19 protein-coding genes are annotated in these 16,575 nt (G+C 57.7%); 1 reads left to right on the top strand and 18 read right to left on the bottom strand.

Going from position 1 to position 16,575, the window contains the following annotated elements; translation table 11 throughout:
- Positions 1–107 precede the first annotated feature (107 nt).
- The 9 genes from O2N63_RS07265 to yajC all read right to left on the bottom strand — a co-directional run bounded on the left by O2N63_RS07265 (position 108) and on the right by yajC (position 7,141).
- Entirely contained in the window at positions 108–665 is a 558-nt protein-coding gene (locus O2N63_RS07265) for a DsbE family thiol:disulfide interchange protein (RefSeq protein WP_271053586.1), read from the bottom strand.
- Positions 658–810, bottom strand: a complete 153-nt coding sequence (ccmD, locus tag O2N63_RS07260; protein WP_271053585.1) for a heme exporter protein CcmD — start codon at positions 808–810, stop codon at positions 658–660. Before ccmD ends, O2N63_RS07265 begins: the two co-directional genes overlap by 8 nt.
- Complete coding sequence (locus O2N63_RS07255; RefSeq protein WP_408629796.1) at positions 803–1,540, bottom strand: heme ABC transporter permease; 738 nt, start codon at positions 1,538–1,540, stop codon at positions 803–805. The genes ccmD and O2N63_RS07255 overlap by 8 nt, the downstream gene beginning before the upstream one ends.
- A 129-nt stretch (positions 1,541–1,669) precedes the next feature.
- Positions 1,670–2,326: a heme exporter protein CcmB gene (gene ccmB, locus O2N63_RS07250; protein ID WP_271053583.1), complete on the bottom strand. Its 657-nt coding sequence runs from the start codon at positions 2,324–2,326 to the stop codon at positions 1,670–1,672.
- Positions 2,323–2,979: a heme ABC exporter ATP-binding protein CcmA gene (gene ccmA, locus O2N63_RS07245; RefSeq protein WP_271053582.1), complete on the bottom strand. Its 657-nt coding sequence runs from the start codon at positions 2,977–2,979 to the stop codon at positions 2,323–2,325. Before ccmA ends, ccmB begins: the two co-directional genes overlap by 4 nt.
- Positions 2,980–2,988: 9 nt before the next feature.
- A complete protein-coding gene (locus O2N63_RS07240) occupies positions 2,989–3,339 on the bottom strand; it encodes an Mth938-like domain-containing protein (RefSeq protein WP_271053581.1) in 351 nt (116 codons plus the stop codon).
- A 9-nt stretch (positions 3,340–3,348) separates the two neighbouring features.
- Entirely contained in the window at positions 3,349–4,107 is a 759-nt protein-coding gene (locus O2N63_RS07235; protein WP_271053580.1) for a TSUP family transporter, read from the bottom strand.
- On the bottom strand, positions 4,100–6,733 hold the full coding sequence (gene secD, locus O2N63_RS07230) for a protein translocase subunit SecD (protein ID WP_271053826.1): 2,634 nt from the start codon (positions 6,731–6,733) through the stop codon (positions 4,100–4,102). The genes O2N63_RS07235 and secD overlap by 8 nt, the downstream gene beginning before the upstream one ends.
- Positions 6,734–6,811: 78 nt before the next feature.
- On the bottom strand, positions 6,812–7,141 hold the full coding sequence (yajC, locus tag O2N63_RS07225) for a preprotein translocase subunit YajC (RefSeq protein ID WP_271053579.1): 330 nt from the start codon (positions 7,139–7,141) through the stop codon (positions 6,812–6,814).
- A gap of 519 nt (positions 7,142–7,660) precedes the next feature.
- On the opposite strand from yajC, the gene serS reads away from it, so the two are divergent.
- A complete protein-coding gene (gene serS / locus O2N63_RS07220; RefSeq protein ID WP_271053578.1) occupies positions 7,661–8,953 on the top strand; it encodes a serine--tRNA ligase in 1,293 nt (430 codons plus the stop codon).
- Between the two features lie 206 nt (positions 8,954–9,159).
- On the opposite strand, the gene O2N63_RS07215 is transcribed toward serS, so the two are convergent.
- The 9 genes from O2N63_RS07215 to O2N63_RS07175 all read right to left on the bottom strand — a co-directional run bounded on the left by O2N63_RS07215 (position 9,160) and on the right by O2N63_RS07175 (position 16,451).
- On the bottom strand, positions 9,160–10,182 hold the full coding sequence (locus tag O2N63_RS07215; RefSeq protein WP_271053577.1) for a S8 family serine peptidase: 1,023 nt from the start codon (positions 10,180–10,182) through the stop codon (positions 9,160–9,162).
- 163 nt (positions 10,183–10,345) lie between these two features.
- Complete coding sequence (locus tag O2N63_RS07210; protein WP_271053576.1) at positions 10,346–10,957, bottom strand: hypothetical protein; 612 nt, start codon at positions 10,955–10,957, stop codon at positions 10,346–10,348.
- 88 nt (positions 10,958–11,045) lie between these two features.
- Complete coding sequence (locus O2N63_RS07205) at positions 11,046–11,891, bottom strand: ATP-binding protein (RefSeq protein WP_271053825.1); 846 nt, start codon at positions 11,889–11,891, stop codon at positions 11,046–11,048.
- A gap of 149 nt (positions 11,892–12,040) precedes the next feature.
- Entirely contained in the window at positions 12,041–12,319 is a 279-nt protein-coding gene (locus O2N63_RS07200) for a hypothetical protein (protein WP_271053575.1), read from the bottom strand.
- 106 nt (positions 12,320–12,425) lie between these two features.
- Positions 12,426–13,337, bottom strand: a complete 912-nt coding sequence (tatC, locus tag O2N63_RS07195; RefSeq protein WP_271053574.1) for a twin-arginine translocase subunit TatC — start codon at positions 13,335–13,337, stop codon at positions 12,426–12,428.
- Positions 13,334–13,981 (bottom strand): Sec-independent protein translocase protein TatB, encoded by a 648-nt coding sequence (gene tatB / locus O2N63_RS07190; RefSeq protein ID WP_271053573.1) that lies wholly within the window; start codon positions 13,979–13,981, stop codon positions 13,334–13,336. The genes tatC and tatB overlap by 4 nt, the downstream gene beginning before the upstream one ends.
- Before the next feature lie 62 nt (positions 13,982–14,043).
- The gene (locus O2N63_RS07185; protein ID WP_271053572.1) at positions 14,044–14,259 is read right to left on the bottom strand and encodes a twin-arginine translocase TatA/TatE family subunit; all 216 of its coding nucleotides are present in this window, start codon (positions 14,257–14,259) and stop codon (positions 14,044–14,046) included.
- A 205-nt stretch (positions 14,260–14,464) separates the two neighbouring features.
- A complete protein-coding gene (locus tag O2N63_RS07180) occupies positions 14,465–15,262 on the bottom strand; it encodes an alpha/beta fold hydrolase (protein WP_271053571.1) in 798 nt (265 codons plus the stop codon).
- A gap of 94 nt (positions 15,263–15,356) precedes the next feature.
- Positions 15,357–16,451, bottom strand: coding sequence for an ABC transporter ATP-binding protein (locus O2N63_RS07175; protein WP_271053570.1), 1,095 nt, complete (start codon positions 16,449–16,451; stop codon positions 15,357–15,359).
- Between the last annotated feature and the right edge of the window lie 124 nt (positions 16,452–16,575).

The raw sequence follows: 16,575 nt of genomic DNA, 5'->3' as shown, positions 1-16,575 counted from the left end.
TGCAAAAAGGGGATATGCGGCACATTCTGCGACATATCCCCTTTTCAATTTTTGAAGCCCTGGCCTTTGCCGGGTCCCTCACAATATTGCATCTGACCGCGTAAACCTCAGCTTCCGCTAGCTTCCGCCTCGGTAATAGCTGGACGGATCACGCTGTCGAGGATGCTTTCGGTGATCGGGCCTGCAAAGCGTTTGATAACCACGCCATCCTTGTCGATCACGAAGGTTTCCGGCACCCCATAAAGACCCCAATCGAGCCCGGTACGACCCTTCTTGTCAGCCATCAGTGACACATAGGGATTGCCCAGCTCCTCAAGAAAGCGCAGCGCCTTGGTGTCTTCATCCTTGTAGTTGATGCCGTAGATGGTCACACCTTCACGGGCCAAAGTTTCCAACTGCGGATGTTCCACACGACAGGGAGCGCACCAGCTGGCCCAGAAATTCACCAGTTTCACGCCGCCATTTGTCAGGTCTTCCTGCGTGAACTCCACCCCCGTTCCCAAAGGAGATACGGTCAGCGCCGGGACAACCCCGCCTTCACGGGTCGACGGCAGTGTGCGTGCATCTTTGCCGTTTGACATGCCCCACATGAACATCGTGGCCAAGCCACCGAATAGGATTATCGGAAGCAACATCAACCAAGAGATTTTTTTCTTCTCAGCCATTTTTGCGGCGCTCCTCAGCGGCTTGAAGGTCAGCCCTTACTTTGCGACTCGACCGGATGGTGACGAGGATCAACAATCCAACCAGCAGCAGGGTCAGACCCCAGGACCACAGGATTGCGTCGGCATATTTACCAAGCTCAAGCATCGATCATCCTTTCACGAGCCATCAGGGCATGCAGGCGACGGCGACGCACTTCGGTGCGGGTGCGCACCAGCAAAAGCACCACGAAGAGGAACCCAAAGCCAATGATGGCGAGCACCAGCGGCTGCCAATAGACATCGGACACATGCTCTTCCTTATCAAGCGATAGGGATGCGCCCTGATGCAGGCCCTGGTTCCAGAAGTTCACGGCATAGCGCGACAAAAGCGCAAAAACCGAGCCCACGACGCAAAGGACCGAAGTCAGATCAGCGGCGGTATCCGGGTTCTCGATCGCGGCCCAAAGCGCCATGTAGCCGAGGTAGAACAGGAACAGAATCAGAAACGACGTCAGGCGCGGGTCCCAAGCCCAATAGGTGCCCCACATCGGCTGGCCCCAAACGGCGCCTGTGATGAGCGAAATCACCGTCATGGTCACCCCGATCATTGCCGCAGCTTTTGCCGCAAGGGCGGACACATGGTGGCGTCGGATGAGCCAGATCAGCGAGGTGACAAGCATCATCACCCAGATGTTGATCGCCATGGTCGATGACGGCACATGGACGTAGATGATCTTGACGGAATTACCAAAATTCGCGGCTTCGGGGGTGAAGAAGAAGCCCCAGATCAGGCCCGGCACCAAGGTGATCACGCAAAGCGCAACGGCCCAAGGCAGCACCTTTCCCGACAAAGCCATGAACTTTACCGGGTTGGCATATTCCCACAGCGCATTCATGCGCTGGCCCAGCGATCTTTTGGTGGAACGGTTGGTCGTCGATTGTGACATATCTGTCCTCTAATCGGTGGCAGTCATGAGCGCAACACTAACGGATGTCACATCCTGGTGACTTGATTTATCTCAGGCCTATCTAAGATTAACACGCAAAGCAGCCGAGGCGGCAAATGGCAGCAGCGCGATCGATCCTGCGGTGATGCCTGCCATCATCAAAAGCGGCGTGGTGGCAGAAAACCCGGCCATGCCGCGGGTGGCAGCCTCGGCCCCGAAGATCAGAGTCGGGATGTAAAGCGGCAGGACCAGAAGCGACATCAGCAGCCCCCCGCGCTTCAGCCCCACGGTAAGGGCCGCGCCAAAAGCACCAATCATCGAGAGCGCAGGCGTGCCCAGAAGCAACGTGACGAAGATCCATGAAAAGCCGGGGCTTTCCAGCTGCATCAGCGCGCCAAAGAACGGCGCGGCCAGCGTCAATGGAAGGCCTGTGACCAACCAGTGCGCCAGTGCTTTGATGGCAACGATCCCCTCAAGCGGGATCGGGGAGGTGGCCAGCAGATCCAGCGAACCGTCTTCGAAGTCGAGTTGAAAGATGCGGTCAAGTGACAAAAGGCAAGCCAGAAGCGCACCTACCCAGAGGATACCCGGCGCGATGCGGCTCAGGATATCACCTTCCGGTCCCACACCAAAGGGAACGAGCGTCGAGACAATCAGGAAGAACGCAAGGCCAAGACCAAAGCCGCCCCCTGCCCGCATGGCAAGCCGCAGATCTCGGATCAGAAGTGCAATCATAGGAATGCCTCGTCAAAGCCGTCAGAATGGGCTGGGTCGCTGGCGGTGGCAGGATCGGCTTTGTAAGGGCCGATATCAAAGCTCGCAGCTTCCAGTCCTAGGTCAATATGGGTGGCAATCAGCGCCGCCCCCCCTTGCGCCACATGGGCACGCACCGCGTCTGCGAAAAGCTGCACTGATGGTACGTCAAGCGACACCGTGGGTTCATCAAGCAGCCAGATCGGACGCCCCGTGACCAGCAGCCGCGCCAAACCAAGACGGCGTTTTTGGCCCGCCGACAAATTGGCGGAGGGGCGCTCCACAAGTCCGGCAAGATTGAATCCCTCAACAGCGTTGGTGATATCGCTCTGCCCATGAACAGACGCCCAGAACCGAAGGTTCTCTTCCACACTCAGTGTGGCCTTGAGCCCATCGGCATGGGCGCCGTAAGTGATCGTCTCGGGTTCCGCCTGCACCTCACCCGCCAATGGCGGTTGCAGCCCGGCCAGCGTGCGCAGAAGCGTGGTCTTGCCAGAGCCGTTCGGCCCGCGCAGGATCAGCACTTCCCCGGGATTGAGCGTGAAACTCACCCCTTGCAGGATCGGCACACCCCCTCGGGTGACGGTCAGGTTTTCAGCCGCGAGTCGGGCGTTATGTCGGGGCAAATCTCTCATGGGTTTGGCTTAGACCGGAAGTGCGGCCAAGGCAATGCGCCGTCCCTCGGCCAAAAGTACATTATAGGTGCGACATGCTGCCGGGGTGGCCATAGGTTCGACGCCGACGCCCTTTGCCTCAAGCGCTTCCCGCACAGCCTTGGGCGCATATGCAGTATCGGCTCCTGTGCCGAAAAAGAGCACGTCAATCTCACCTGCCAACGCCTCAAGCGGTGCGGCATCTTCGCCATCCCAGCTGATAAGTTTCTCTGCAGTCAGCAGGATCGGACCGCGCGTCACCTGATCCGCAATCCGGAAAAACCCAGGACCATACCCATCCACCGGAGTGGCGCCTTCAAATGTGACTTCGTGAAACTGCATGTCAGCCTCCTAACCGGTGATGACGGAATAAAGCCCGGACAGTGCCGAGCCCGTGATGATGAGATAGGCAACCCGCCGGTAAAGCTCGGTCAGGTCGGGCCGGAACAGCCAATTGCCGAGCAGATTGCCCAGAAGGTTGGGCAGGATCGCAAGGACACCAAGCGCCAAAGGCAAGCCTATCAACCGGCCAAGCCCCAGAAACCCGCCCAGCATCAACACGTCAAAGGCAAAGAGAAACGCGGTATTGTTGGCGCGGATCACTTTGGCCGGGTGGGTTGACGCCATGTAAAGCAGGATGACCGGAGGGCCGGGAACACCCGCAGCTCCGCCCAGAAGGCCCGCCATCCCGCCCGTGGCCCAGACCAGCTTTGGGGTCAATACACCGTGGTAGCGAAACCCCGATATGAGCAATCCAACCATGCCCAGGCTGATGAACGACACCGCCAGTTTGAACACGGAAGGGTCGATGACGAAGAGCACGACCAGCCCGACGGGCAGCACCAGCGCCAAACCACCAACGAGCCGCATCATGTCCTTGGGATGACCATCCCGCATTGCGCCGGGCAAAGCGGGGATCGGGCCAATGATATCCATGACAATCAACGCTGCGACAGCGGCAACCGGATCAATGATCTGCGACGCGATGGGAAGAAAAATGAGCGCGGTGCCAAAACCGGTGAACCCGCGCACCAGCCCCGCCGCAAAAGCGGCCGCCAGAAGCCATCCAAGCCCCGGCAGGGCCAGGGCTTGGAGAAAGATATCAGGCATCGATATTGGCAAACTCGTTGCCAAGGTCCTTGGTCTCGGTCTTGTCCCAGTTGCGCTTCACACCGAGGCGCAGCAGGATCGCCGAGGCCACGAAGATCGACGAATAGGTACCAACCACAACGCCCCAGATCATCGCGAAGACAAACCCACGGATCACGTCACCACCCAGAACGTAAAGGGCAATCAGTGCGATCAGCGTGGTGACCGAGGTCATCAAGGTCCGCGCCAGCGTCTCGTTGATCGAGAGGTTCAGCACTTCCTTGAGATCGAGCTTCTTGTAACGCCGCAGGTTCTCGCGCACGCGGTCGAACACAACCACGGTGTCATTGAGCGAGTAACCGACGATGGTCAGAAGCGCTGCGATGATCGCAAGGTCGAATTTGATGCCAAGCAGCGCGAAAACCCCGATGGTCAGCACAATATCGTGCACAAGGGCAGCAACAGCACCAAGTGAGAACTGCCATTCGAACCGCAGCCAGATATAGACCAGAACCGCTGCGATGGCCGCCAGAACCGCGTAGATTGCGGTCATGATCAACTCGCCCGACACTTTCGGTCCGACGCTTTCCACGCTGGGGAAGCTGATCTGCGGATCCACTTGCGTCAATGCGCCCTCAACCATCGCCATGGTTTCAGGCGTCATCGCCTCCTGACCTTCCTGCGCCTCGATACGAATTTGGCTCACATGCTGGTCATCGCGGAAATTGACATCGTTCACTTTGACGATCGAGATATCACCCAGCCCCAGCGGGTTCAGCGCATCACGATAGGCACCCACATCTACGGCTTGGGTCGATTCCGTGCGGATCGTGGTCCCGCCGCGGAAATCGATGCCAAAGTTCAGGCCGATCACGAAGAACAGGACAACCGACACGGCCATGGCGAGGCCCGACGCGCCCAAAGTCGCAATGGTGGCTTTGAAGAAGTCAAACACGCGATTTTGTGGCGCCAGACGGAAACCTTTGATCTCAAGCCTGCGCGGTTCCTTGCGCTCGTGCCACATGACAATCATCAGGCGGGTCAGGAAGATCGCCGTGAAGACCGAGGTGATGATACCCAGCCCCAGCGTGACGGCAAAGCCGCGCACCGGGCCAGAACCCATCACAAACAGGATCACTGCGGTGATGAAGGTGGTGATATTGGCATCCAGAATGGCGGACAGGGCCTTTTCATAGCCCAGCTCAATCGCGCGGGCAGGTCCTTTGCCGGATTTGAGTTCCTCGCGGATCCGCTCAAACACCAGCACATTGGCGTCAACCGCCATACCAATCGTCAAGACGATCCCCGCGATACCGGGCAGCGTCAGCGTCGCCCCGATCATCGACAGCAAGCCAAAGATCATGCCCACATTGAGGACAAGAGCAACATTCGCCACAATCCCGAACCAGCCATAAGACATCCCCATGAAGATCAGCACACCCGCAAAGGCCACCAGCGACGCCACTTTACCCGCGTCAATGCTGTCCTGACCCAATTCCGGGCCAACGGTGCGCTCTTCCACATAGGTAAGTTCGGCAGGTAGGGCACCTGCACGCAGCAGGATGGCTAGGTTGGTTGATTCCTCGATCGAGAAATTGCCGGTGATAATGCCGGACCCACCACAGATCTGTTCATTGATGCGCGGCGCGGAAATCACTTCCTCATCGAGCACAATCGCAAAGGGCGCCCCCACATTGGCTCCGGTATAATCGCAGAACTTGCGCGCACCGGACACGTTGAAGCGGAAATTGACTGCCGGCTGACCATTCTGGTCAAAGGCCGGCTGCGCGTCATTCAGCTCTTCACCCGTCACAACCGGTGTTTTCTCCAGCGCGTAAAAGATCCCGTCCTCATCCAGCGACGGGTACAATACGCCGCGCGGACCGGGGTCTGCATCTGCATTGGACCCGCGCGAAGTGACCGGGTGGAAGGTCAGTTTAGCGGTCTTACCGATAATTTCTTTCAGTTCAGAGGCCGATCCGATGCCCGGCACCTGAATAAGGATCCGGTCCTGCCCTTGTCGCTGAATGGTCGGCTCACGCGTTCCCACTTCGTCGACACGACGACGGATAATTTCGAGCGTTTGCAGGATGGTGCGGTCATCGGTGGCAAGGCGCTCGGCCTCGGAGAGGGTCACAACGAACTCACCCTCGCGGCCGGTCGACACCTCGATATCGGTGGCCCCAACCCCTTGCAGGCTGACCACAGGCTGCGCCAGCGTGCGCACCTTGGTGATCGCATCTTGCAGCGCTTCGGGGCGCGAGATCTTCACCCGCAGTTCATCCGCTGCTCCGTCTTGGCGACGGATTGTGCCAATGGTGTCGCGGTCCCCGCGCAACAGGTTGCGCACCTCGGGCCACATTGCATCCATGCGCGCGCCATAGACATCTTCGACCTGTACTTCGGCCAGCAAATGCGCACCGCCGCGCAGGTCCAGCCCGAGATTGACCAAGCCGCTTGGCGCCCAATCCGGCCAGGCGGAACGATCGGCCTCAAGCTCGGCCGTGGCGCCGGTGGTTTCAATCGCCTTCACCGCGTCGTTGTGTTGCTCGACGCGAGTATAGAACCCGTTCGGTGACGCGAAATACAGACCCAGGATCACCAGACCCCAGATGACCAGTCGTTTCCAAAGTGGAATTTGCAGCATGATGCCTGCCCGATTTTGCCCGTTCATCAAAAGGAAAACGCGGCCTCGGGGGGCATTCCCGGGCCGCGTCAGGAGGGTTTAACCCTCAACCGGTTCCGTCTTCGACACCACCTGCGCGATGGTCGAGCGCACAATACGTACTTTCACGCCGTCTGCGATTTCGACCTCAACTTCGGCCTCATCCTTGACGTTGGTGACCTTGCCGATCAACCCGCCCTGGGTGATGACCTTGTCATTACGGCGCAGCGCGCCCAGCATCGCCTGATGCTGTTTCATTTTTTTCTGCTGTGGGCGGATCATGAAGAAATACATGATCGCGAAGATCAGCAGCATGGGGATCAGCATCGAGTTCAGGATACCGCCACCGGCACCCCCTGCAGCCTGAGCAAAAGCCGGAGTTGCAAACATCTTTTTTTCCTTTTCTTCCGGGGGCGCACCACGGGTTGTCCCAACACCGCCCCACCTGTCTGGCGCGCACCCTATATGGGGCCCGATTGCTTGTCCAGCAAGGGAGCGCGGGAAGGAAAGCGAGATGGGAAAAGAAGGCGGGTGACAGGCGGTGGGGGATGATGTTTATGGGAGTAATGACTTTTACGAGAATAAAATGCGCAACGAAATTAAGACTCCATCAACATTCACTGTGGTTCAATTGCTCGCGGTGATGTTGTTCAGTCTGTACGTAGCCATATTTGATGGAGATATTCACTATTACTTCATTTTGGCCTTTATTCTAATCAACCGCCAACTCTGGAGAGAGCTGATTGCATTTGCGAAGCTCAAATTTGGTTCCTCCATGCGAGAGCTGTGATAACCATCGAACTATTTGCTTTCGTCACCTCTCCAGCCCCTTCCCCTGCCCCGCGCACTCTGGCATATGGGCGATAGGCTCTTTGGGGCCTGCCCTACCCGAGTTTAAGGAACCAAGACATGCATGATATTCGCCTGATCCGTGACAACCCTGATGCGTTCGACGCCGCGATGGCCCGTCGGGGCCTCTCTGGTGTGTCGGGTGAGCTGCTGTCACTGGATGAAACCCGCCGCGCTGCGATCCTCGCCGCCGAAACCGCGCAGGCCGAGGCGAACAAAGCCGCCAAGGAAGTGGGCGCCGCGAAAGGCCGTGGTGACGAGGCGGAGTTTGAACGTCTGCGCGCGCTGGTTGGCGAAAAGAAATCCGAAATCGCCCGTCTGAATGACGAAGCCAAGGAGCTTGACGCCAAGCTGACCGACCTGCTGATGGGCCTGCCCAACAGCATGTATGACGACGTGCCCACCGGTGAGGACGAAGACGACAATGTTGAAATCAACCGCTGGGGCACCCCGCGCGAGATGGATTTCAAACCGTTGGAGCATTACGAACTGCCTGCCGTGCAATCGGGTCTCGACTTTGAAACCGCCGCGAAACTCTCTGGCTCGCGCTTCATGGTGCTATCGGGTGCCGTGGCCCGCACCCATCGCGCGCTGGCGCAATTCATGCTCGACGTGCACACCGAAGAAAACGGCCTGACCGAGACCTGGACACCCGTATTGGTCAAGGAAGAGATGATGCTTGGCACCGGGCAGCTGCCAAAGTTTGGCGAGGACAGCTACAAGACCGAAGATGGCTGGTGGCTGGTGCCGACGGCTGAGGTCACGCTGACCAATATCGTCAACGGTGCGACGATCAGCGAAGATTACCTGCCCCGCCGATACGTGGCCCACACGCAATGTTTCCGCTCGGAAGCGGGCAGCGCGGGGCGGGACACCGCCGGTATGCTGCGCCAGCACCAGTTCGAAAAAGTGGAAATGGTGTCGATCACCAAGCCCGACGAGTCTGAGGCCGAACACCAGCGCATGACCCGCTGCGCCGAAGATATCCTTGAACGCCTTGGTCTGCCTTATCGCACCGTTGTTCTCTGCACCGGCGACATCGGGTTCGGTGCCAAACGCACCCATGACATTGAGGTCTGGCTGCCCGGTCAGAACACCTATCGCGAGATCAGCTCGGTCTCGACATGTGGTGATTTCCAGGCGCGCCGGATGAACGCCCGCTTCAAGCCTGCCGAAGGTGGTAAGCCGCAATTTATCCACTCGCTGAATGGCTCCGGCCTCGCCGTGGGCCGTGCACTGATTGCGATCTTGGAAAACGGCCAGCAAGCGGATGGGTCGGTCGACCTGCCCGAAGCCCTGCACCCCTATCTGCGCGGCAAAACGCGGATTACGGCAGACGGTCAGTTGGCCTAACAGATCGCTACCCCAGAATCTCAAAAGCCCGGCCGCACCAGCCGGGCTTTTTTCTTGCCTTAAATACCTCGGGGTGAGCGGCATAGCCGCGAGGGGCAGCGCCCCTTCCATATGAGCCGAAACCAGTGCTCCATAGTAACCTGATTAAAAAAAGTGGCGCATTCCTGCGCCACCTCACAATTCTTACATGTCCGTTCGTGTCAGGCTTATTGGATCTTATCCGGAGCTAAAGCCATAGAAAGATCCGCTTCGCCCTGCCCATGCAGCCTAGGTTCATAACTTGCAAAACTGCTGTCAGCCGTGCCGAGCAACTGATCTACGACCTGACCCGGTGTGGCGCTCGTGAACTTGCTTGAAAGGATCGCGGCATAACCCGCCACTTGTGGTGCGGCAAAGGACGTGCCAGCAAATCCCATGTCGCTGGAATCCACGCCAGCTACGAGGAACTGGTTCTGAACAGTGGTGTTGTCGCCAGCAATATTGGAGTAATAGGCCAGCGTGCCAGATCCATGATCCGTCAGGGCACCCACAAATATCGTCCCTTCGGTCCCAATGAGATCCCAGGCCAGATAATCCAATTTCCCCGTGGTACTACCGCAAAGATCCGCGGTCTGACCGGTTTCTGCACCACAGCCGTTACCTGCGGCCTTGGCAATCACGGCGTCACCATTTGCGGCATAATCCAGAATTGAATTCTCCTGCTTATTCCAGCGAACCGATGCAAACCCCGGAGCCGCATACATGCCATAGCTCAGGTTCAGGACGTTGAAGCCGTTCTTCAGCTTCACCGGCCCCCCACTCCAATCCCTGCGAACAATGTTTGCCAGCGGCGCAATCAGTTCCCCCTGCATCGCGGTCCAGTCTCCATGGTGAAGCGCTGTACAGGTGCCCGCATCAAGACAGGGATCGTCGGTCAGCGTGCCTGCAAAGACATACCCACTGTTGAAATCATCCACAAAAGTGATCGTTGTCCCCTGACCGCCATAGCCATCGTCCCAGGCGCCCTGAACATCTGCGTGCATCCAGCTGTAACGAACAGCGTCGGCAAGACTACCGCCACCATCTCCACCACCACCATCTCCTCCGCCACCACCCGGTGGACCGGGGACGCCACCCGGGGCGAGAAGTCCAAATGTCAGATCTTGGGCCTGCGCGCTGTCGTTCAGTGCGCCAAATCCAAATGCGATCGATGATGCCAGAATAAGAATGGATCTTTGGGAAATACTCATTGCACTGCCTCCTGTCCGTGTTCGTCAAACGCGTCTTGGCCCCGCAAGAAATGAACATGCGGAGAGCCGCTTCCCCTACGTTATCAGAATTCTCCACCACATTCCAAAATAACCTGTAAACAAGCTGTTTCCACTTTATAGGACGGGCATTTCAAGGCCTTGCTTAAAAGCGCCAATCATAGGTCAGCGAAAGGACAAACCGATCAGCGGGGGGGGCGTCGTAAAGATACTCCAATGTATCCGCCGGTGGCAAAGGGGTGGCAGCAAGGCGGCAATTCACTTCCTGCACCCCGCCGATAGCGCCGTAATCAGCGATGCAGCTATCTTCGCTTAACCGTCCCCAAAGAACGGTGGTCGCCGCGAACATCAGGGTTTGCCCATCATCAAGTTCCTGTTTGGCAAGAAACCCGAGTTTGAGACTGGGATCGATCTCGTATTTCCCCCCTCGTTCGCCCGTCCCAAACCCCCAGTAAATCCCCAGATCCTTGCTGAGTGCGGTAATCCATGTCAGACGCAAATCCTGCCAACTGGTTGAATACCAATCTGAAAACCTGACCTCGCCACCCCGTGCAAGCCGGTATCCACCCTGTTCGGCTTTTCGAACGGTAGAGCTGAGAGACGATCCCATCCGCGCTTCAACAAGTCGGGTGTCTGCGAGGAATTCCTGTCCCGAAGCGGGGAATGCAAACAGGCAAAAGGCGAAGGAAAGGCATGCGGATATCCGGCCCCTTGCAAGAGAGGCCCAATTGTCAGAGCTGTCTTGCCGGATCCTCATGTCTTTGGAACACCACCTCTCACCTTGACCTTAGGTCATCATACAAAGGTGGTGGAATTACGGCAATCTGCTCAATCAGGGTAGAAATCTACCCTCCCAGTGACACCCCTCGGCGCCCTGCCAAATCCACGAAATACTGCCAAGCCACGCGGCCCGACCGGGCACCCCGAGTGGCCTGCCATTCGATCGCTTCAGCGCGCAGGGTGTCGGCATCGATCTTGACCCCATAGGCCTCGCAATATCCTGAAATCATGGATAAATACTCATCCTGCGAACAAGGGTGGAACCCAAGCCACAGGCCGAAGCGATCTGACAGAGAGACCTTTTCCTCAACCGCTTCTGACGGGTTGATGGCCGAGGAACGTTCGTTTTCGATCATGTCGCGCGGCATCAGGTGGCGACGGTTGGAGGTGGCATAGAACACCACATTCTCTGGCCGCCCCTCTATGCCGCCATCCAGCACCGCCTTGAGGCTTTTGTAATGCTGGTCATCGTGGCTGAAAGAGAGGTCATCACAGAAGAGCAGGAACCGATGTTCCGAACCGCGCAGAAGGTTCAGCAGGCGTGCCACAGATGGCAGATCTTCCCGTTGTAATTCAACGATTTTCAGCGTTTCCCCGCGGGATAGGATCTCGGCATGAACTGCCTTGACCAGCGAGGATTTCCCCATCCCGCGTGCGCCCCAGAGAAGCGCATTGTTGGCTGGCAATCCACGCGCAAATTGCAGCGTGTTTTCCAGCAGCGTGTCACGCGAGCGATCCACGCCGATCAACAGGTCAATTGCCACACGGTTCACATGGGCCACAGGTTCCAGCCGGTCAGGATCCGTATGCCAGACAAAGGCATCTGCCAGGCCGAAATCAGGGGCTGCGATCGGGGCGGGCGACATCCGTTCCAACGCCTCGGCGATGCGTGTCAAAACGGTCGTATCCATACCGGTGCTCACCATGATTGCGCTCCTTCTGGGTTCTTAAGATCTCTAAACTCTTTAAATGGCGATTGGGTGAAACTTCAAACTCTTTAAAGGGGCCCAGCGTAAAAGTTTAAACTCTTTAAAGGGCGAAATTCCCCAGTGCGGGCGGATCATGCCATATGTGTGATCTTCACGGTGCAACGTTCTCCGGTGTCGAGCCCGGCTTTTCGGACCTGCACCTGGGTGACATTGAAAAAGAACACATCAGAGCCCTTTCGCCACGGATGCACACGCCGTTCAAATGGCGGGCCGTCATTCAGTTGCACCATGGCGGTGAAAGAGGTGTCGCGCGCGCCAATATGTTTCCGCTTCACGATCACATAGCGCGGCAGGTTCTCCTGCTTTCGCAGGATCGTCGCGGTGAATGTAATGGAGGGCGGACCCGTCATGGGATCAGCCTGACCGCAGGGCGGGCACACATCAAGCCTGCCGGGATCACAAAACCAAAAAAGCGCGCCGAATGGGGCGCGCTTTCTGTTGAGGTTTCCAAAAGGATCAGTTGCCTTTTTCGGGCAGATCCTCTCCGTCATCATCGTCGAACTCGGCCATCGCCGCATCATCCGCCGCTTCGTCCTCGTCATCCTCGAACCACAGGCCCTGTTCGCGCAATTCTGCTTCGCGCTTCTTCTCGACGCGGCCAACAAGGAAGATCGACACTTCGTAAAGGCCATAGACCACCACGAACAGGATCACTTGGGTGATCACATCAGGCGGAGTCACAAGCGCGGCCAGAACAAGGATGGCCACAACGGCGTATTTGCGAACCTCACCCAGCCCCTTGGCCGAGACCAGACCGGCTTTGCCCATCAGGGTCAGAAGCACCGGAAGCTGGAAGCAGATCCCGAAGGCCACAACAAATTTGATGGTCAGGCGCAGATATTCCTGCACAGACCCCTGGAAGTCGATTGAGGCTTGCACATCGGTGCCGCCGACATCCCCGGCTTGCTGGAAGCCCAGGAAGAAGTCAAAGGCCAGCGGCATGACCACGTAGAAAGCAAAACTCGCCCCCAGAAAGAACATCACCGGTGAGGCGATCAGGAACGGCAGAAACGCGTTTTTCTCGTTCTTGTACAGGCCCGGCGCCACAAAGCGCCACAGCTGATAGCTGATGTAGGGGAAGGACAGAACCAAACCGCCAAACAGCGAAATCGACACGGCCACAAAGAAACCTTCCTGAAGCTTGATCAGGATAAGGCCGCAATCCGACTGACCGCGTTCCGCCATTGTCTGGCACAGCGGATCAGTAAGGAAGTTGAAGATCGGGTTCCATACTGTAAAACAGATCACCATGCCCACGATGAAGGCCACGGCGGAATGCATCAGCCGGGTGCGCAATTCTGCCAGATGTTCAATCAGCGGGGCCGAGCTGTCTTCGACTTCCTCGGGGATCTCGTCGGTTTTCGTCATGCGTCAGATGCGTCCGATGTTTTGGTGGCCGTCTTGGAGGCGGTTTTCTTGGCAGTTTTCTTAGGGGCTGCCTTCTTGGTCGGTGTCTTCTTGGCAGTTGTTGTCTTTGGCGTTGTCGTTTTGGAGGCCGCTTTTGTGGCAGGTGATTTCTTGGCTGCAGCCTTTTTCGATGCTGGTTTCTTGGCGGAAGGTTTCATCGCCGGATCCACCGGCTTTTCAGCAGCCTCAGCGGCCTCTTTCGCCTTTTGATCCGTGGCGGCTTTTGCCGTTGCCTCGTGGATCTTGCGCGCCACTTCGGCCCGTTCTTCCGACAGTTCGGGCGTCTTGGTCGCCGCGTCAGCGTCTTTCTGGTCTTTCAGCGCTTTCGCCGGATCCCATTTCTCGAACCCCTCTGCCGCTTTGTTCAGCGCATCCAGCCCCATGGATTTGGGGTTGGTGGCAGATTTCAGCGTGTCGGCCACGTCTTTGGCACCGGCCTGATCCGCCGCCTCGTTCATTGCCGAACTGAATTCCCGCGCCATCTGGCGCGCACGGGCGGTAAACCGCCCCAACGTGCGGAACATTTGCGGCAGGTCTTTGGGACCCACCACAATCAGGGCGACCACACCGATCACCAAAAGTTCGGTAAACCCGATATCAAACATGGGCAGCGCCCCCCAACAAAGGACCCAAAAGGATCACACGGATCACCCGGGCCGGTTGCGGCTTACGCCTTTTCCTTGTCTTCCTCGGGGGTGACGTCCTTAGCGACGTCCGCAGCCTGTTCTTCGATCTCTTGCTTGCCATCATCCACGCCCTTTTTGAAAGCGGTGATGCCTTTGCCAACTTCGCCCATCAGCGACGAGATTTTGCCGCGGCCGAACAGGACCAGAACCACAACTGCGATCAGAAGAAGGCCGGGAAGGCCGATATTGTTGAGCATAAGTGTCTCCCTCATCAGACGGGCAACCCCGTCTTCATGTCTATCAGGAGAGATATGTATTCCTTTGTCGGGAAATATCAAAGCCCGAAAGCGAAATTTGGCGCGACAAATCGGCATTCCGACTTATTTCACAAGCAAATGGCGGGTGCCGCCCCCCAGATAGCCCCAAATTGTCAGGTTATTGTCAGCTTCAAAGCGTGCAAAGTCAGCGTTGAAGGAACGCCCTGATCGCCGAGGTCACGCGCTGCGGCTCTTCAATCGGCGAGGAATGCCCCGCCCCGGGGATGGTCACAAGCTCGGATCCCGTGATTGCGCCATGCATTCTCTCCGATTTGTCAGGCGTTGTGGCCACGTCCTCATCCCCCACCAGAATAAGCGTGGGCAGGGAGATCTGGGAAAGATCATCTAATACCCCCTCACGATCAATCACACCACGCACGGCACGAGTGATCCCGTGCCGATCCCCGTCAGCAAGGGCGCGCCGCCATTTATTCCGTTCAGTGGCACGTGTCTTGTCGGCAAGGAAGGTCTGCCCAAACATGATCGGCATTACACGGCCCACAACAACCCCCAGTCCGAACCACCGTGCAATGAAGTTCAACAGGCGATAGCGTGGAACGTTTTCCGAGGGCTCCGGGTCGGCGGTTGTCTCGATCAGGACCAGAGATTTCAGCAACTCCGGCTTTCGGATCGCAAGGCGCATGCCGACAAAGCCGCCCATGGACAGCCCGACAAAATGGCACGGCGCCAGATCCAGCTCTTTGATCAGTGTCTCTGCATCGTTGGTGAGCGTGTCGATATCATAGCCATCCGTACTTACCGCGCTTTTGCCCTGCCCCCGGTGATCAAAGGTGATACAGCGATAGTGGGATTTCAACGCCTCGATCTGAGCCGCGAACATGTCTCCACTGAACAAAAGACCATGGGAAAACACGATGATCTCGGGGCCTGTCCCCTCGTCGGTGTAGTGCATTTTATGGGTGTCGATGGTCAAATAAGGCATGAGAATATCCAGAGATTTAAACGCTAGGCGATAGGGTGCCCCAATCTTAGCACAAGATGATGACCGCCCGGCGTTGCCTTCAGGTTGAAAATTCTCAGGTGTCTGCCCGGAACACGAAACACCGGTCCCGACGAATGGCGATCCACAGGGGGGTTCCGGGTTTCGGCAGGAACACCGACGGCACCGTGGCAGAGAGCTGTGAGCCATCCTGCATGGAAAACTCCACCAGGCTCTCCTTGCCGATGAACCGCGCACGGGTCACTTCGCCACGCGCCCAGACCCCATGGGCGGGAGAGGGATTTGGTCCCTTACCTTGCCGATCAAAGTCGATTTTCAGGTGTTGCGGGCGAATGACGATGTCAACCTTGGTGCCATCAGGCATGCCGGGAGCAAGGAATTGTCCAAAGGCGGTGTCGGTCAGCGCGCCCTCCACAACTCCGGTGATCACATTGATGTCGGAAAAGAACGCCGCCGCCTTTTTGTCGACCGGTGCGTTATAGACGTTGTAGGGCGCGCCGCGCTGAACGATGTAGCCATCGCGCATCAGTGCGATTTCATCGGCCATGCGCATGGCTTCTTCTGGCTCATGGGTGACCAGCACCACCGCCGTGCCCTCTTCTTTCAAAAGCGTCAGCGTTTCGTCCCGGATCCCGTCGCGCAGCCGGTTATCAAGCCCCGAAAACGGTTCGTCCATCAGCATGATCGAGGGGCGCGGTGCCAAAGCACGGGCCAGCGCCACGCGTTGCTGCTCACCACCTGAGAGTTCATGCGGAAACTTGTCGATGAAACGCAAGAGGCCAACTTTTTCCAAAAGCTCCTGCACCCGCAACCGCTTTTCGGTGCGTGACCCTTTCAGGCCAAACGCCACGTTATCGGCCACGGATAAGTGGGGGAATAGGGCAAAATCCTGAAACATCAGACCGATATGGCGTTTTTCCGGCGGCACAAACACCCCCGGCCCCGCCACCATCTGCCCGTCGATCCAGATTTCGCCCTCATCTTGCTGATCCACCCCGGCGATGATGCGCAGCGTGGTCGACTTGCCGCAACCGGACGGTCCAAGAAGACAGGTCACTTGCCCGGCCTGCAATTGCAGCGAGATACCACGCACCACCCGTTGCCCGCCAAACTGACGCTCCAGATTGCGGATTTCCAGCCGGGCGGTGGCAGGAGATGTGGCGTCCAACATGGGCAGGTCTTTCCTCAAACGGCAATTCCGATGGTTTAGATCAGACTTTAGTCGGGATAGCAGCCCCCCTACCCCTCTGCAAGCCACCAGGCGATGGGAAACGACGCAGTTTTGTCGCAGTTGG

Source organism: Aliiroseovarius salicola, from assembly GCF_027891095.1.
Lineage (GTDB): Bacteria > Pseudomonadota > Alphaproteobacteria > Rhodobacterales > Rhodobacteraceae > Aliiroseovarius > Aliiroseovarius salicola.
Note: the sequence above shows the minus strand (reverse complement) of the source record. Positions and strands in the feature narration are given on the sequence as shown.

Coding starts and splice junctions, on each gene's coding strand:
- secD (WP_271053826.1), bottom strand. CDS start 6,733: ATGCTGCAAATTCCACTTTGGAAACGACTGGTCATCTGGGGTCTGGTG.
- O2N63_RS07200 (WP_271053575.1), bottom strand. CDS start 12,319: ATGACGGGTCCGCCCTCCATTACATTCACCGCGACGATCCTGCGAAAG.
- O2N63_RS07215 (WP_271053577.1), bottom strand. CDS start 10,182: ATGAGTATTTCCCAAAGATCCATTCTTATTCTGGCATCATCGATCGCA.
- O2N63_RS07205 (WP_271053825.1), bottom strand. CDS start 11,891: ATGGATACGACCGTTTTGACACGCATCGCCGAGGCGTTGGAACGGATG.
- O2N63_RS07185 (WP_271053572.1), bottom strand. CDS start 14,259: ATGCTCAACAATATCGGCCTTCCCGGCCTTCTTCTGATCGCAGTTGTG.
- serS (WP_271053578.1), top strand. CDS start 7,661: ATGCATGATATTCGCCTGATCCGTGACAACCCTGATGCGTTCGACGCC.
- ccmA (WP_271053582.1), bottom strand. CDS start 2,979: ATGAGAGATTTGCCCCGACATAACGCCCGACTCGCGGCTGAAAACCTG.
- yajC (WP_271053579.1), bottom strand. CDS start 7,141: ATGTTTGCAACTCCGGCTTTTGCTCAGGCTGCAGGGGGTGCCGGTGGC.
- ccmB (WP_271053583.1), bottom strand. CDS start 2,326: ATGATTGCACTTCTGATCCGAGATCTGCGGCTTGCCATGCGGGCAGGG.
- tatB (WP_271053573.1), bottom strand. CDS start 13,981: ATGTTTGATATCGGGTTTACCGAACTTTTGGTGATCGGTGTGGTCGCC.
- O2N63_RS07235 (WP_271053580.1), bottom strand. CDS start 4,107: ATGCCTGATATCTTTCTCCAAGCCCTGGCCCTGCCGGGGCTTGGATGG.
- O2N63_RS07210 (WP_271053576.1), bottom strand. CDS start 10,957: ATGAGGATCCGGCAAGACAGCTCTGACAATTGGGCCTCTCTTGCAAGG.
- O2N63_RS07180 (WP_271053571.1), bottom strand. CDS start 15,262: ATGCCTTATTTGACCATCGACACCCATAAAATGCACTACACCGACGAG.
- O2N63_RS07240 (WP_271053581.1), bottom strand. CDS start 3,339: ATGCAGTTTCACGAAGTCACATTTGAAGGCGCCACTCCGGTGGATGGG.
- O2N63_RS07255 (WP_408629796.1), bottom strand. CDS start 1,540: ATGAATGCGCTGTGGGAATATGCCAACCCGGTAAAGTTCATGGCTTTG.
- tatC (WP_271053574.1), bottom strand. CDS start 13,337: ATGACGAAAACCGACGAGATCCCCGAGGAAGTCGAAGACAGCTCGGCC.
- O2N63_RS07265 (WP_271053586.1), bottom strand. CDS start 665: ATGGCTGAGAAGAAAAAAATCTCTTGGTTGATGTTGCTTCCGATAATC.
- ccmD (WP_271053585.1), bottom strand. CDS start 810: ATGCTTGAGCTTGGTAAATATGCCGACGCAATCCTGTGGTCCTGGGGT.
- O2N63_RS07175 (WP_271053570.1), bottom strand. CDS start 16,451: ATGTTGGACGCCACATCTCCTGCCACCGCCCGGCTGGAAATCCGCAAT.